The sequence below is a fragment of the Phyllobacterium lublinensis genome, from assembly GCF_020164435.1.
Taxonomy (GTDB): Bacteria; Pseudomonadota; Alphaproteobacteria; order Rhizobiales; family Rhizobiaceae; genus Phyllobacterium; species Phyllobacterium lublinensis.
Window position 1 is genome coordinate 41,736 of sequence record NZ_JAIUDQ010000022.1, and the last position, 15,449, is coordinate 57,184.

Below are 15,449 nucleotides of genomic sequence, written 5' to 3' on the forward strand. Positions count from 1 at the left end.
ACAAAATGTCGATACCCGTAGAAGAGCTGCCTGCATTCGCAAGGAACTCGATCAATCTCGCCTCGGCCGGACTGGGCGCCAGGCCGCTGTTTGCGACCGATGAATTCTTTGCGCCGCTGGAGCGGATGCTGAATGATGAGCCCGCCATTTTCTACCCCGAGAAATTCGATGATCACGGCAAGTGGATGGACGGCTGGGAAACGCGCCGCCGCCGCAGCAATGGTCATGACTTTGCGATCATCCAACTCGCTGCACCCGGGACCATTGCCGGTTTCGATGTCGACACGGCTCATTTCACCGGCAACTATCCGCCGGCCTGCCGCATCGAAGCATGCAATTCCACGCGGAAACCGGACGAAGCGACCGAATGGACTGAAGTCCTCGGCCTGAGCCAGCTGGGACCAAGCGCTCATCATTACTTCGCCTGTGCGTCGGGCGCCGTCTGGACACATGTCCGTTTGCACATTCACCCGGATGGCGGTGTTGCGCGCCTGCGCGTTTTCGGCCAGCCTTCGCTCGACACCGGCAGCATCAACGGTTCCGCCATCGATCTCGCCTCATCGCTGCTTGGTGGCCGCATCGTCGCAATGTCTAACGCTCACTATGGCCATCAGCGCCTGTTGGCACCAGGCCGCGGCGTGAACATGGGCGACGGATGGGAAACCCGCCGCCGCCGCGAACCCGGCAATGACTGGATCATCATCAAGCTTGCCGCACGGGGCACGATCGAAAGCGCGATCGTCGATACAGCGCATTTCAAGGGCAATTACCCGTACGCTTGCTCGATCCAGGTTGCCGATCTCGGCAATGCGGGTGAAAGCCTGGATGAACTGGTGGTGGCTTCGTCAATGTTCTGGGAAGAGATCCTCCCGCAGCAGAAGCTTGCCGCCGATACCATCCATGAATACGGCCCCAACCAGATCAGGCAGAATGGTGCCATCACGCACGCCCGCTTCAACATCTACCCCGATGGCGGTGTCAGCCGGCTGCGTCTGCTCGGCAAGCTTGCGCGCGGTTAAGGCATGCGAGAGATCATCATTCAACCCTTGACCCGGGAGGCCTTCCGGCCTTTCGGGGACGTCATCGAGACGGACGGCGCACAGAGCTTCCCGATCAACCAGGGCATGTGCATGCGCTATCACGACCTGGCAAAGGTCGAGACAACCGGCGACAACGCCCGTACTCTCATCAGCCTGCTGCGCGGCAAGCCCTACGAATTGCCGCTTAGACTTGAAATGGTCGAACGTCATCCCTTTGGCAGTCAGGCCTTCGTGCCCCTGTCACAAAATCCGTTTCTCGTGGTTGCCGCGCTCGACCAGCCGGACGGTCCTGGCGACCCTGTCGCTTTCTTGACCAAACCCGGCCAGGGTGTCAACATTCATCGCAATGTCTGGCACGGGATTCTGACGCCGCTCAACGGTGTATCCGACTTCGTGGTCATTGATCGCAGTGGCGATGGTGTCAACTTGCAAGAGCATTTCTATCGCGAGGCGTTTCTCATACGCTGACGTGCAAAAGCAAAGGCCGCCCTCTTCCGGAGGGCGGCCTCCTTCATGGCGTTACTCATTCAATTGAGGGGAATTGAATTCCTGTCCTTGCCGGCCTGATATTGTTCCGACAGTTCAGCATATTTCGCACTGATCGCATCAACGCGCTTTTCCAGCCGTTCCCGATCCTGTTGCGGGAGATCCCCAATCAGCTTGCGGATGGAATAGCTCTTCCAGAACGCGTTCTCGCGATTGTAGCCGCCCGGTTCGAGCGTAAAGACTTCCTTGAGTATTTTCAGATCGTGCGGGATGGCAAATGCGTCGCGCGAATCCTCATGGCTGAAAAAGTAGTAGAAGTTGTCGAAGCCTGCCCAGGTAATCGCGGACAGGCACATCGAGCAGGGCTCGTGCGTCGACAGGAAGATCAGTTCGCGCGGATCCGGACGCTTGCCTTCGTCAACCTCGTAGAACCGCTTCAATGTATGCACTTCGCCGTGCCAGAGCGGGTTTTCAGTCTCATTGTTGGTTTCTGCGAGTACCACCGACAGATCGGATTTGCGCAGTACGGCCGCGCCAAAGATCTTGTTGCCGTGCGCAACGCCTTTTTCCGTCATCGGAATAATCTGATGTTCCATGGCATCGAGCAGCGCATTAAGAACGACAGCAGGAGAGGATTGGTTAGTCATGTCATTGGCCTACTTTCTACGGACAAGTCCCTTGGGAAGATTGACGGATGCGGCTCACATGCCGCATCCGTCCTGATGGTTTCCCTTAATGCGGAAACAAGGCAAACCGGAGGACGAAGAGGATCGCAACCAGCCACGTCGCGGGATGGATGCCACTAATCCGGCCCGTGAATGTCTTGAGCACCACATAGCTGATGAAGCCGAACGCCAGACCATTGGCGATCGAATAGGTGAACGGAATCATCAGGGCCGTCAGGGCTGCGGGCGTGGATTCGGTGATGTCGCTCCATTCGATGTCGACGAGTTCATGCATCATCAGGCCGGCGACATAGAGCAATGCCGGGGCGGTTGCATAGCCGGGCACTGAGGCTGCCAGCGGAGCAATGAACAGTGCGGCCAGAAACAGGACCGCAATGGTCAGCGCGGTCAACCCTGTACGCCCGCCCGCCTGGACCCCGGATGCGCTTTCCACATAGGCCGTGGTGCTGCTGGTGCCGAGCAGTGAGCCCGCGACAATCGCCGTGCTGTCGGCGAACAAGGCGCGGCCGAGATTGTTCGGCTTACCCTCCTGGATGAGGCCAGCCCGCTTGCTCACGCCGATCAACGTTCCGGTCGCGTCGAACACTTCAACCAGCACGAATACCAGGATGACCTGCAGGATTCCGGTATGCAGGGCGCCCATCAGGTCAAGCTGCATGAAAGTTGGTGCCAGGCTGGGCGGCGCTGAGAATATACCCTTGAATTCACTGACCCCGAAGATCACAGAAAGGACCGTGACGACCAAAATGCCGATCAGGATCGATCCGCGTACCTTGAGGGCATCGAGCGCAGCAATGACGAAGAAGCCGAGAATTGCCAGCAAGGTGCCGGTGCCGCCGAGATTGCCCAATCCGACAAATGTCGCAGGATTGGCCACGACTATGCCCGATGTCTTCAAGGCAATGAATGCAAGGAAGAGGCCGATACCAGCCGCGATCGCGCTGCGCAGTGACCTGGGGATTCCCGCGACAAGCCAGCTGCGGACGCCTGTTACGGTAAGCAGCAGGAAGATACATCCGGAAACGAACACTGCGCCGAGTGCCTGCTGCCAGGTGAAGCCCATGGCCCCCACAACGGTGAAGGCAAAGAAGGCGTTGAGACCCATGCCAGGGGCCATGCCGATGGGCCAGTTGGCAACCATCGCCATGACGGCCGACCCGAGTGCTGCCGCGATACAGGTCGCGACGAAGACGGCATTCCGATCCATGCCCGTGGAGGACAAAATCTCCGGATTGACAAAAATGATGTACGACATCGTCAGGAATGTCGTTATACCCGCCAACACCTCGGTACGCACAGATGTGTTGTGGTCGCTAAGCTTGAACAGCTTTTCGAACATGGTTCCTCCCTTGGCAAAGCCCAAGTCTTTCGTTGCCGCGCGCGCTTCAAACACGATCCCGCAGGCATCCGGTTTTGCGTTTTCGATAATTCTCTTATCAAGAGGTGACGGGCACACACTCCTCCGCATGCCGGTCAGCTCTTCAGTGTCGCCACTGCATATTTGATTGTGCTTCTTTAACTTCGGTGATGCTAGGCACCCATTGCGCATTCATTTGCGAAACAGCTTCAATATTTTATTGACTTTGAACGGCAGCGAATATCGCCGCAAAGATGGAAATGGCTCATATTACCTGGTTGCTACAATGAAAAGGCGAGGAAATGGCAACAATACAATGCCATCATGCAAAGGTTGGTAGGATCGGGCAAGGATATCCTTGTACTTCTCAAGAAACAGCGAACGCTCTTCTGCGTCAAGCACTGAAAGATAGGGACGCAGACCCGAACCCTTGAACCACTCTACAATACCATCAAGGCCCTGCAACGGGTGGTGGTAGGTGGTCCGCCAGATGTCGACACGCCGCCCATGTGATCGCAGCAGTTCGAAATAGAAAGAAGCGCTCCCGACCTGCGAGCGGGACGAATCCGCCTTCGCCATCCGCGCCGCCCAGATTTCATCCCTTGCCACGTCGCGCATGGCCGCGTGAGTGGGCTCGTCCAGATTGTCCGGCATCTGGATTGCCAATGATCCGCCGGTGTTGAGGAAGCCCATCAACCTGGGAAACAGTTTTCCATGATCCGGCAGCCATTGCATGACGGCATTGGCGTAAAGGAGGTCAGCGTTCCGATCCGGTCGCCAGCTGTCGATACCGGCCGTCATGAAATCGCATGCCGGCAGCCGTGCTTTGGCGTCCTTTATCATTTCCGCTGATGAATCGATCCCCTGGACGACGGCCTGTGGAAAGCGCCGTACAATCAGCTCCGTCGAATTGGCGGGTCCGCAGCCGAGATCAACTGCGAATTTCACATCCTCGCTGGGCACTGCAGCCAGAAGATCGCTTGCAGGTCGTGTGCGTTCATCCTCGAATTTCAGATATTGTTCTGGAGACCACGCAGGTTTTGTCATCGTCAATCTCTCACGCCCTCAAACGGGCAAATCTCAAGGCGAACCATCATTCGATTCGCCTCAGAATATCCGATGTGATCATTCTGACAATGTTTTCCGGCGTGAGCATGCCCGCGCTGGCGCGCTGGGCATCCGTGCCGGGTGGTAGAGCTTTAAAATCAGTTACCTTCGTTTCAACCGGGAAGAACGCCGGTCCGACGATCCTGACGTTGCGTGCTTCTGCCAGGTCCCCGGCATCCCGTTGTGCTGGTTCTCGTGCCGGAACCGCCGCGACCACGCCCGGGTCCGTGCCCTCCCCGGCAAGGACTGGTTTGTCCGATAACTGCGGATCGGAAACCAGTAGCTCCGGCTGGGATGCCGGTCTGGCGTGACAGCTGCACCCCGGCACTGCCCTGAGGCCAGCGATACGATAGTCGAACGCGTTCGGCAGCTCTCTGTAGGGCTTTTTGTCGGCAACAGAGATCATGTCGTCGGATTCCTGTTCAGGCACCGCATGAAAATACAGCTGCGCGTTTCCGTTTGGACACATGGCGGTGCAAGCGTTCTGATCGCGGGCGAAATGCCGTGGCTGGCTCGAGAAGGAGATAGGGAAATAATAGCCGTCGCATGTGCGCACGCAAAGCGTGCGGTAACTGCCCTTCTTCACGATTACATTGCCGTCGGGATCGGTTCCTTCATAGCTGGTTGCCAGCGTGTCGGGAGCAGACAGTCGGCTATTGCGCTGCACCAGGCGTTCGTCAGCCGAGTGTCTCGCTCGCGATAAGGGCGACGCATTTTCACCACCAAAGAGAACTTCGAAGAGAGACTTGCGGCGGATGTTCGAAGGCGGATCGTTGCGTGCGGACACGCTATCGCTGCAGCCGTTTGCGGACATCGATGCGAGGACCTGCTGGCGCGAAGGACCGCCTGTTCGATCACTGGCTGCCTTCAGCCTCGCCAGCCTGGCGGACATTGTTGCAATGGACTGGGCATAGCGTCTGCACAGGGACGGGTCACCGCGCGAAAGGAGGAAGCCGCCACAGCCTTCCTTGCTGGCTTTTGCCCGCATCTGTTGCAACTGCAAAGACTGTTGCTGAACGTTCCGGCTGGACTTGACGCCTCTCCCGCTCGACACAGCTACAAGTTGCTTCTTCAACGAGTCGCAAATGTTTGAAGCGGCATGAACCTCGATGGGACCAACAGGTGAAACTGCCAGCAACAACCCAACCGCGACTGATACTCGAGGAACAAGAACAACGCGCATGACACAGCATCCTTCAAGAGGTTGCCTTAGGATGGAATAGGGGAAAATGTTACCTGTCAAAATCCTGCCAGCGTCTGGCGAAGAGCCCCTCCGATCCTAAGATTAATCCATTTCTTGAAAGATGTAATCCTAATTCATTATTTATCACATTAATGTCAACATCTGATCGCTCACGCAATATTTGCGAGAATATGATTTCTAGATGGAATTGTAGCCGACTACATCCACTTAAACTTTATCAACAATTACTATATCGTATTCGACAAGAAAAGAATTTTTCAACATTGCATGGCATAACGTTATAACAAAAAATAATTAGTACTGCAATTTATTCGAATATAACTCAGAACTGCCAAGTATTCATGCCAGAAACTGATACCATGATCATTTATAAGTTTCGGTTTTTGCTTCGACAGGCTCCGAAACGGTACCGTGTCAGCACTTCCTAGAACCGTACAACCCACGGCCGCAACGTTACTCCACGCTCCTCTGGCGATCGGATCATGACCCCAACATTTTTCTCGACCCCGTGTCGGGATTGGCGATACTGGATCGTCATCATGTGAAGAGGATCGATCCGGATGCTTTACGCCATACTTTGTTATAATCCCGAAGACGTCGTTGGCTCCTGGAGCAAGGAGGAGGATGACGCCGTGATGGCGCGCCTTGGTGTTGTCCAGGACAAGCTGCGGGAACAGGGGAGGCTCGGTCCCGTCGCTCGGCTGCTTCCGACGACTGCAGCAACGACACTGCGCAAAGGCCGCGACGAACCTATCATCATTGACGGTCCCTTCGCCGAAACCAAGGAACAACTCCTCGGATTCTACGTGGTCGAATGCGCATCGCTCGACGAAGCCATAGAAACCGCGCGTGACCTCGCGCGAGCCAACCCCGGCACAGGTTCCTATGAAATCAGGCCTGTAGGGATATTCAGGCCTGGATCGGACCTTTCATGAGCGAAGCCGCCTGGATCGAAGCAGCCCTTACAGCCGCCCGCCCCCAGGCAGTTGGCGCACTGCTTCGTTACTTCCGCAATCTTGATATTGCCGAGGAAGCGTTTCAGGAGGCATGCCTGCGCGCGCTGAAGAACTGGCCAAAGAACGGTCCGCCCCGGGATCCGACTGCCTGGCTGATCTTCGTCGGTCGCAACAGTGCGATCGATGGGGTCCGACGCCAGGCCAAGCAGCAACCGCTGCCTCCGGAAGAGATATTGTCTGATCTGGAGGACACCGAAACCGCCATCGCCGAGAAAATCGACGGCTCCGATTATCGAGACGACATCCTGCGGCTGCTGTTCATTTGCTGTCATCCCGACCTTCCGGCCACGCAACAGATCCCTCTGGCACTGCGTATCGTATCGGGTCTTTCCGTAAGGCAGATCGCGCGCGCCTTTCTCGTCGGCGAGAGCGCCATGGAACAGCGCATAACGCGGGCAAAAAGCCGAATCGGGGCTGGGGGTATCCCGTTCGAGACACCCGATGCCATCGAACGGGCGGAGCGTCTCGCCACTGTGGCAGCCATGATTTATCTGATCTTCAACGAAGGATACTCCGCCGGCCCCGCCGAGCAGCAAGCCCGTTTTCCCCTGTGCGAAGAGGCCATAAGACTGGCAAGGCTGCTGCTGCGCATCTTTCCGACAGAGCCCGAAATAATGGGGTTGGCCGCGCTTTTGCTGCTGCAGAATGCGCGCGCCGGCGCGCGCTTTAATGCTGAAGGCTCGGTCATATTGCTTGAGGACCAGGACCGGAGCCTGTGGAACCGGAAGATGATCAATGAGGGGCTTGCCCTGGTCGACAAGGCCGTCCGTCACAGGAGACCCGGACCCTACCAGATCCAGGCGGCCATCGCAGCGCTCCATGCACGGGCGGTGCGCGCGGAAGATACGGACTGGTTGGAAATCGATCTGCTCTACGCGGCACTGGAACGGTTGACGCCATCGCCGGTGATCACGCTCAACCGCGCCGTCGCGGTGGCGAAGGTGCGAGGGCCCGCGGAAGCTCTGGCCCTGATCGAGCCACTGGAAGACCGGCTCTCCGGCTATTTCCATTATTTCGGCGTCAAAGGCGGCCTGCTGATGAAAATCGGCCGTACGTGCGAAGCGCGCGAAGCATTCAACCGGGCCATTTCCCTTGCCAATACAGCTGCCGAAGCGGCCCATATTCGCATGCATCTCGACAGCCTGGGCCGGGGCTGAACTTCGGCCAACCCGTTCTCTTCGAAAAAAATCAGTTGCTGTGTCGGATCGCGGGCCACCCGTTCGTCCTTGGATCGGAAACCATCAAACCCGGAGCTGATCATGAGCCATGACATAACCCCGAATTCCGACCGCGATCTGGTCCTTACCCGCATCATCGATGCGCCACGCGAACACGTGTTCAAGGCATGGACCAATGCCGAACTGTTAAAGCAATGGTTTGCACCGCTGCCCTATACGACGCCGCATGCGGAACTCGACGTGCGCGTCGGGGGCGCTAATCTCATCGTCATGCGGGGACCGGACGGCACAGAATTCCCCAACCGCGGAGTCTACCTCGAGGTGGTAGAGAACGAGCGGCTCGTGGTTACGGATGCTTTCACGGCCGCTTGGGAGCCTTCCGAGAAACCGTTCATGACGGTAATCCTGACGTTCGAGGAACATGAGGGAAAAACCAGGTATAAGGCGCTGGTGCGTCATTGGACCGCCGCTGATCGCGAAGCTCACGAGAACATGGGTTTCCACGAAGGTTGGGGCAAATGCACCGATCAACTCGAAGCCCTCGCTTCGAAGCTCTGACAGGGAGATTGCCATGTCTGACACGAATCTCAATGAGCAAGCCGCCGTTACGGCGGTTATTGCAGACTGGTCGAACGCAATCGGCGCAAAGGAGGCCGCGAGGGTCAAGTCACATCTGACAGACGATGTGGTGCAGTTCACCCTCGCGCCACCATTGCAGCACAAGGGCAAGGAGGCCGAAGACCTGCAGGCGTGGTTTGCCACGTGGAAGGGCCCGATCGGCGCTGAGGCGCGAGACGTCGAGGTAAGCGTTGGCGGTGATGTCGCCTTTGCACGGAGCCTCGTGCGCATGACTGGCACCAAGACAGACGGGTACGAAGTGGATCTCTGGTTCCGGCAGACCCTCGGACTGGTCCGGCAAGCTGGCACATGGCGCATTGCGCACGCACACACCTCCGTGCCGTTCTACATGGACGGCAGCTTCAAGGGTGCGTTCGATCTCACTCCATGATTGCGCGGCAGATCTGAGGATCAGGACATGTCGATCGGCGTCTTGTGAGCAGCGATGTCGTGCGGCAGGATTGTCTGCCGCTCGATCATGCGATGCACCCTCGGATCGGCAGCGCCGCGATGGAGCTCGCGGATGCGGTCCCCGATCGCCGCATCGGCCTGCGTCCTGCGTTGATTGTGGCGCACATATTCGACCCAGGTGGGCGTGTGATAGCTCTCGGTCCACATCTCGGGATTTTCGAGGTCGCGCATCAGCGCCCAGTGCCCTGCCCCGTCTCGGATGCGCACACGCCGCCTGGCAGCCATGGCCGCTAGGAATTCCGGCACGTCCTCCTCGGCGATGATGTAATCGATCATGATGACGATCGGTCCGCTTCGCGGCTTGAGGTCCAGCGCGAGAAGCGGCTCGCTGAACCGGTTGAGCGGATCGAGGTTGAGCGACTTGAATTCGGGAAGCGCGTAACGGAGCCCGATCACGGCACCAAGAAGCATGACTGCGCTTGAGGCGAATAATGCCTTATCCGCACCATATTCGGCAGCCGCCAGACCCCACATCCAGCTGCCTCCCGCAATGCCGCCAAAGGTCGTTGTTTGATACAGCGACAAGGCACGCCCAACCACCCAGCGGGGCGTGGAAAGTTGTACCGTCATGTTGAACAGGGACAGGGCAAGCACCCAGCAGGCACCGGCAGAAAGCAAAGCGGCATTCGTTGGCCAGACGTTCCGGCTCAACCCCGCGATCGTGGCGCTGACGGCAAAGCCGGCAAAGGCGATCCGCACAATAGCTTCGCTGGACAGGAAATCCCGCAGCCGCGCACTCAGAAGGGCACCGCCTATGGCGCCGATACCGAATGAACCAAGCATGGTGCCATAGACAAACGGTCCGCCCCTGACAAGGTCGCGTGCCACCAGGGGCAGGAGCGCCAGCACCGCGCTGGCGGAAAGTCCGAACACGAAACCGCGAAAGATGACTTTGCCAATATTTGGCGACATCGCCACGTAACGCAGCCCGGCCGATACAGCACGTCCAAGCGTTTCGCGCGGCAAGGGGTTGGGGTCGTATTTGGGCTGCCAGCGAAGCAGGGCGAAGATCAGAGCCAAATAACTGACTGCATTGACTGCGAAGGCTGCCGCCGCTCCCGCCACGGCGACAATCAGGCCGCCGATGGCCGGTCCAACGCTGCGGGTAATATTGAAACCCATGCTGTTGAGCGCCACGGCCCCCGGCAGATCGTCGCGTGGAACCATGTCACCGACAGAGGCCTGCCATGAGGGGTTGTTCAATGCCGTTCCACAACCGAGGAGAAAGGTGAAGCCAAGGAGAAGCCAGGGCGTGACGAGGCCCAAATAGGCGAAGAGCGACAGCAACACCGAGACGGACAGCATGAAGAACTGCGCGACCAGCATGACCCTGCGCCGGTTGAAATTGTCCGCCAGCGCGCCCGAGAGGAGGGAAAATAGCATGATGGGCAGGGCGGTGGAGGCCTGCACCAGGGCGACCATGTCGACCGAGTTGGAAATGGTCGTCATCATCCAGGCCGCCCCAACCGCCTGGATCAGAGAACCGAAATTCGAAGAAAGGCTTGCAATCCAGATGGTGCGGAAGGTCTCGTGCCTGAATGGAGCGAGTGGCGATTTTCGGTCTGTCACCTCATCAACTTTCCTGTTGGGGCAAGGGCGAGCAAGGATAGAATCCCGTTATAAGCGAGCCGATCCGGAATGCCAGAACCAGTTGCATTCAACTTACGTTTTCAATCTTAAGGAACCGTGGGAAAGCGTTCTTCCCAGTCACACGGCTCTACGGGAATAGTTTTTGAACAATTGAACCGTCGAAAGACCCCGGACCACTAACGGCGCGGCCAACAAGAGGGCGATGAATTGAACTAGCGACCGCGCCTGAACAGAACCTCGCCCTTGCCCGATACGGCATTGTCGCCGCCGTATCGGCCCGGCCTTTGACCGAGCAATGGCCGCGTCATGATATTCTCGTCGATGAGAAACCGGTCGAACAGACCCGAGAATGCGATGTCCGGTTGGCCGCACGGCATGAAGGTCGGCACGAGATGTTCCGGATGGCGGTCAAACAGCAGCGATCCGCGTTTCATGAGATAGCCTGGCATGGCGCCAACACCTCCGGTCACCACGATCGTCCCCGCAATCATGCGATAACCGGCATAGTCGCCACACCCCTTGAGGATGGCGATGGTTCCGCGGCGAAGCCGGTCCCCCGCATAATTGCCGGCCTTGCCACGAATGATCAGGATGCCGCCCTGCATGCCGATGATCTCACCGGCGAGTGGCGCACCTGCATTGTCCGCAGCATTTCCCCTGATCTCGATGCGGCCGCCGATCATGCCGGAACCCGCATGGTCGCCGGCATTGCCTTCAATGTGCAATGATCCGCCGGACATACTCCTGCCGGCCTGGTGGCCCACGTTGCCCGTTACCCGGATCGAACCGCCGCCAAGCCCGGAGCCGACCCTGTCAAGGCGCGAACTGCTGCCCTCGATGATCACGCTGTCGGCATCCTTTCCGGTAATCTTGAAGACGTCGCCAGCGAGCACTGGATCGCGGCCGGTCCCGACCCGCAGCCTGGCGATCTGCAGCGCTGTCAACCCCGCCAAGGAAGCTGGGGCAAGCCCCGACAGGTCCAGGCGCTCCTCGGGTTCGGCAAGCAGCGAGAAGGTCAGCGCTTTCATGGCAGCAAATCCTTCAGGTGATAGTGAAACTTGCCGAGCTTGCCGCCATAATTGCCGGCGCTGATGCGCAGGGCTCCACGCTTCGGGCCGAGATCTATGACGGCTTTCAACCCTGCGCGCATGGCGGCGGCAACGGCATCGCTGGTTTCCCCGTCAATAACGACTTCCAGCACCGCATTGATGTCAGGCGTCAGTGCACTGTCGACCACACCACGCAATGTCGGCGCAAAGGCGTCATTCGTCGATGCCATCATGCCCTTGTACTTGCCTCCGACCTTCGAACCCGAGCGGACCACGCCGCCTGGAAATGGCATGATGGCTCCCGGCACCCTCTCGATAGCGGCGACGGCACGCTCGGCGGCAAGCAGGGCCTTGGCATTATCGGCGGCAAGGAACAGAAGGTTACCGCCGCCGACGGCGTTCTTGGTCAGGCCTGTCGTGGCTTCGCACAGGAACTCCCCATCCATGACAGGGACTCGCCAGTAATGCCTGCCGCCAAATTTCTTCGATATCTGCCAGCCATCGCCGAAATAGCGGAGCGAATTACCGAGATCGAGTGGCGCAGAACCCTCCAGTCCCGCAAAACAGGCGCTGCCAGGCGACGTCAGGACACATTGCCCGAGCCGGATCTTCAACTGTTTCTGCAATTCATCCGTTCCCATGGCAAAGATCATGACACGGCAACCGGGGCGGCCGTCCGGGGTCCTGGTTTCCGGCAGTTCAACGTCGATGGCGGCCTCGCAACCGCAACCGATCACGGATGTCGCGAAGCCGGTCATGGTCACGGCCGCCTGCCGCGCCCATTTCAGTGTCGGGGCGGTAATGATAATCGCGGTCGCCCGCATGCCGAATGCTTCGGCAAAAGTATCATCGATCAGGACGCCATTGCAGGTCAGCTGTTGCATGAAACCTCCGCGAACGGTTCCGGCCGCTGGATGGCTGACTCGGGGAAGGTGAACCAGTCGAGAGACAGGCCATACCGCTCTTCGTGGTAATCCTTCATGCGCTTGATCATCGCTTTGTCCGGCGGCGGGTTGAGCCGCAAGGCCTTGCCCCAACGATAGTGCGTTACCTTGCCGTTCTTCACCACGAGGTCGCCATTCTTGAAGACCAGCGCCGCCTCCCGGAACATCTTGGCGATGTCCCGGCCCTTGCGATAGACGGCCACATCGGCAATTGCCCCGGCGCCAAGATGACCGCGGTCCTTGAGACCGAGCAACCGGGCCGGCGCGGCACGGGTCATGATCGCTATTTCCTCGAGCGTATATTCGCGGCGCACAGAGCCGAGCGTCGTCAGCCCCAGCGCCGTGGCGTTCAATTCGGTCGATTTTGCATCGCGGGCATCGCTGCTCATCAGCAATTCGAACAGTTCCGGATAGGCGGTGAAAGGGGCGCCGTTCGGATGATCGGTGGTGAAATACACGCGCCATGGATCGTTGATCAGCAGGAACAGTTCGAGTCCCACCGCCCACTGCAGCGAGCCGTAATAATCCTGCTTGTAGCGGTACGGAACGATACCGCCGCCGCCATTGCCGTCGCCGTCCATGATGACAGTCTTCTTCGGACTGGCATTGCCGATCGCCGAAAACTGCCGCATGACATCGGACGAGATCGTCACGGTCTGGCCGAACATCACCTGGCCGATGTCGATAGAGACATCCGGATTGGCGTTGACGAGTTCAGCGAGACGCGCCGCCTCGGAAGAAAATTTGCGCTTTCCCTCGGTTCCATAGCCATAGAACTGCAGGTGGGCGAGATGCAGCGGAACACCTTCGGTCGCCGCGATGGTCTCGGCCGCCGTGTCGGCACTGCCGGCAATGCCGAGATTGTTGGCGTGGACGTGCAAGGGATGCGGTATGCCGAGTCGGGTGACCGATGCCTGCAGCGACTTGACGATCTTGCGCGAACTGACACCATATTCCGGCACAGTATCATCCAGCGAAAAGGACCGCACATTTTCCTTGAACGCCGCGGCGGCGCCGGCATTGATGACCTTAACGCCGAGGGCCCTGGTCGAGCCCACGACCCAGGCGACATAGTCATCCAGCATTGCCGATGACTTGCCGTTGCGCAGCAGCGACAGGGTGAAATCGTCATTGCCGAGAATGGCGAGCGCGGCCTTGTCGATGATCGGGATATCGGCAAGTTCGAGGTGGGTATGGAGTGCCGTATAGGGCGCCATGGCTGGCTCGACGACCGTGGTAAAGCCCATCTGCGCATAGAGACAACCCGTCTGGAAGGTTGACCAGCCGGCGTTGGAAAGCGGTGTATTGGCCGGACGCGGCAGATGCGCCGCGTGCTGTTCAGGTAGCAAGAGCCGGGCCGTATTTACATTACCGCCGCCGATGTGGGAATGGATGTCGATGGCACCGGCCATGACAATGCAACCTGAGACATCGTGCGTTTCGTTAGCGCCCTCCCCCGATGGCGGGTCGACCAGTAGCCCGTCCTTGATCCAGACATCGCGCTGGCTGGTATCGCCATTGATGGGGTCGATCACGTCTCCTCCAACAAGCCGGATCAGCATGGCAAAGCCTTCCTGCCTGGCAAGGCGCCGGCCAGTTGCTGCACGATGCTGCAAACACTTGGCAGCAGCGATGGCGCGGTGGCAGCGATCGCATGGAATGTTCCCACCCGGCTCGAATAGGCAACACCGTCATGGTCGACGCCGGCCTTGCCAACCGCAATGGTAACTGCCGCTCCGGCGGCTGGGGCTTCAGTGCAGCTCAGGCAGATCACGGTGACCTTCCCCCCCTTGGGGGGAGTTTCACAGCCCCTCGCAGACACCCAGACGTGAAGATCCGCTTCCTTGTCTCGGATCATCCGCTGGACGTCCCATCGCACCGGGTCATAGCTTGGGAGGCTATTCGAGAAACCTGTTCTGGGTGGAAATCCGGTCATCCAAAGCGAGGTAAGGGCCGCGCCCCAGGCATCGTCATCGGCCGGCAGGAACACGCTGCTGGCGCGACCGGTCTTGTTCAAATCGGCAACCAGGCCCTGCAGCATGGCGAGGCTTGGCGCATCGCCGGAATCTCCGGAAAAGACAAAGACCGGAAACCGGCTTCTGGCGAGAGCCTTTCTCAACTGCGCGGTATTGGCGAGCGACACCCCCGCCTGCCGGCCCTGCAATTCGGCACGCAGCACGGCAAGTGCACCGCTGAGCGACAAGTCTTCTGCGCCGAGCGCCACGGCCTTCAATTGCCGCGCAAGCTTGGTAACGCCCGCTTCGCCATGAATGTGGAACCATGTACGCTTGCCGCGATCGCCGAGGTCGGGTTGCGATGCGGCCCAGGCCTGCAACAGGTCGTGATGTGCCGCAGGAATTTCACCGACGAGCACGATGAGGCCAGACCGCCGCCTTGCCTCGCCCGGCGTCGTAAACATCCCGCCACTGTTGCTGTATAGCGCTATCTCCCTGGCAAGTACCTCACCCATCCTGTGGTCGTATGCACCCCTCAGCCTTTCGGCCAAGGCAATGGCACTGCGTGTACCATGCACATCCGTATCGAGGGTGAAGACTGGACAGCGGCTTGATGCCAGAAGCTTCGCAGCATTCCGGATCGCATCCATCAAAGAAACCGGCTGGCTGCCTATCCATGCAACCGACATATTCCGCAACTTTCTGGTGCCTAGGTTAGCTTAGCCACTTCTTTTTCGATTGTGAACCC

15 protein-coding genes are annotated in these 15,449 nt (G+C 58.8%); 6 read left to right on the forward strand and 9 right to left on the reverse strand.

The annotated features are described in order from the left end of the window. Positions 1–5: 5 nt before the first annotated feature. Both alc and K9U38_RS20730 read left to right on the forward strand, forming a co-directional pair. Positions 6–1,019, forward strand: a complete 1,014-nt coding sequence (gene alc / locus K9U38_RS20725) for an allantoicase (protein WP_224496256.1) — start codon at positions 6–8, stop codon at positions 1,017–1,019. Positions 1,020–1,022: 3 nt separating this feature from the next. Beyond that, positions 1,023–1,508 (forward strand): ureidoglycolate lyase, encoded by a 486-nt coding sequence (locus K9U38_RS20730; protein ID WP_224496257.1) that lies wholly within the window; start codon positions 1,023–1,025, stop codon positions 1,506–1,508. Positions 1,509–1,567: 59 nt separating this feature from the next. Here K9U38_RS20730 and K9U38_RS20735 read toward each other — a convergent pair whose 3' ends face one another. The 4 genes from K9U38_RS20735 to K9U38_RS20750 form a co-directional block, all read right to left on the reverse strand. Further along, a complete protein-coding gene (locus tag K9U38_RS20735) occupies positions 1,568–2,173 on the reverse strand; it encodes a deaminase (RefSeq protein ID WP_224496258.1) in 606 nt (201 codons plus the stop codon). An 85-nt stretch (positions 2,174–2,258) separates the two neighbouring features. Then, positions 2,259–3,551 (reverse strand): NCS2 family permease, encoded by a 1,293-nt coding sequence (locus tag K9U38_RS20740; RefSeq protein ID WP_224496259.1) that lies wholly within the window; start codon positions 3,549–3,551, stop codon positions 2,259–2,261. A 288-nt stretch (positions 3,552–3,839) separates the two neighbouring features. Further along, complete coding sequence (gene tam / locus K9U38_RS20745) at positions 3,840–4,616, reverse strand: trans-aconitate 2-methyltransferase (RefSeq protein WP_224496260.1); 777 nt, start codon at positions 4,614–4,616, stop codon at positions 3,840–3,842. Positions 4,617–4,662: 46 nt separating this feature from the next. After that, the gene (locus tag K9U38_RS20750) at positions 4,663–5,859 is read right to left on the reverse strand and encodes a DUF2865 domain-containing protein (RefSeq protein ID WP_224496261.1); all 1,197 of its coding nucleotides are present in this window, start codon (positions 5,857–5,859) and stop codon (positions 4,663–4,665) included. A gap of 581 nt (positions 5,860–6,440) precedes the next feature. On the opposite strand from K9U38_RS20750, the gene K9U38_RS20755 reads away from it, so the two are divergent. The 4 genes from K9U38_RS20755 (at position 6,441) to K9U38_RS20770 (ending at position 9,083) form a co-directional block, all read left to right on the forward strand. Further along, entirely contained in the window at positions 6,441–6,815 is a 375-nt protein-coding gene (locus K9U38_RS20755) for a YciI family protein (RefSeq protein ID WP_224496262.1), read from the forward strand. Next, the gene (locus K9U38_RS20760) at positions 6,812–8,053 is read left to right on the forward strand and encodes an RNA polymerase sigma factor (RefSeq protein ID WP_224496263.1); all 1,242 of its coding nucleotides are present in this window, start codon (positions 6,812–6,814) and stop codon (positions 8,051–8,053) included. Before K9U38_RS20755 ends, K9U38_RS20760 begins: the two co-directional genes overlap by 4 nt. A 102-nt stretch (positions 8,054–8,155) precedes the next feature. Further along, complete coding sequence (locus K9U38_RS20765) at positions 8,156–8,632, forward strand: SRPBCC family protein (RefSeq protein ID WP_224496264.1); 477 nt, start codon at positions 8,156–8,158, stop codon at positions 8,630–8,632. Positions 8,633–8,645: 13 nt separating this feature from the next. Continuing rightward, positions 8,646–9,083: a YybH family protein gene (locus K9U38_RS20770; RefSeq protein ID WP_224496265.1), complete on the forward strand. Its 438-nt coding sequence runs from the start codon at positions 8,646–8,648 to the stop codon at positions 9,081–9,083. Positions 9,084–9,103: 20 nt separating this feature from the next. On the opposite strand, the gene K9U38_RS20775 is transcribed toward K9U38_RS20770, so the two are convergent. The 5 genes from K9U38_RS20775 to K9U38_RS20795 form a co-directional block, all read right to left on the reverse strand. Then, entirely contained in the window at positions 9,104–10,732 is a 1,629-nt protein-coding gene (locus K9U38_RS20775; protein ID WP_224496266.1) for an MFS transporter, read from the reverse strand. 233 nt (positions 10,733–10,965) lie between these two features. Further along, entirely contained in the window at positions 10,966–11,781 is an 816-nt protein-coding gene (locus K9U38_RS20780) for a formylmethanofuran dehydrogenase subunit C (RefSeq protein WP_224496267.1), read from the reverse strand. Then, a complete protein-coding gene (gene fhcD, locus K9U38_RS20785; RefSeq protein WP_224496268.1) occupies positions 11,778–12,686 on the reverse strand; it encodes a formylmethanofuran--tetrahydromethanopterin N-formyltransferase in 909 nt (302 codons plus the stop codon). Before fhcD ends, K9U38_RS20780 begins: the two co-directional genes overlap by 4 nt. After that, positions 12,674–14,308 carry a formylmethanofuran dehydrogenase subunit A gene (locus tag K9U38_RS20790; RefSeq protein ID WP_224496269.1) on the reverse strand — a complete coding sequence of 545 codons (1,635 nt, stop codon included), beginning with the start codon at positions 14,306–14,308 and terminating at the stop codon, positions 12,674–12,676. Before K9U38_RS20790 ends, fhcD begins: the two co-directional genes overlap by 13 nt. Further along, entirely contained in the window at positions 14,302–15,390 is a 1,089-nt protein-coding gene (locus K9U38_RS20795; protein WP_224496270.1) for a molybdopterin-binding domain-containing protein, read from the reverse strand. The genes K9U38_RS20790 and K9U38_RS20795 overlap by 7 nt, the downstream gene beginning before the upstream one ends. Positions 15,391–15,449 lie beyond the last annotated feature (59 nt).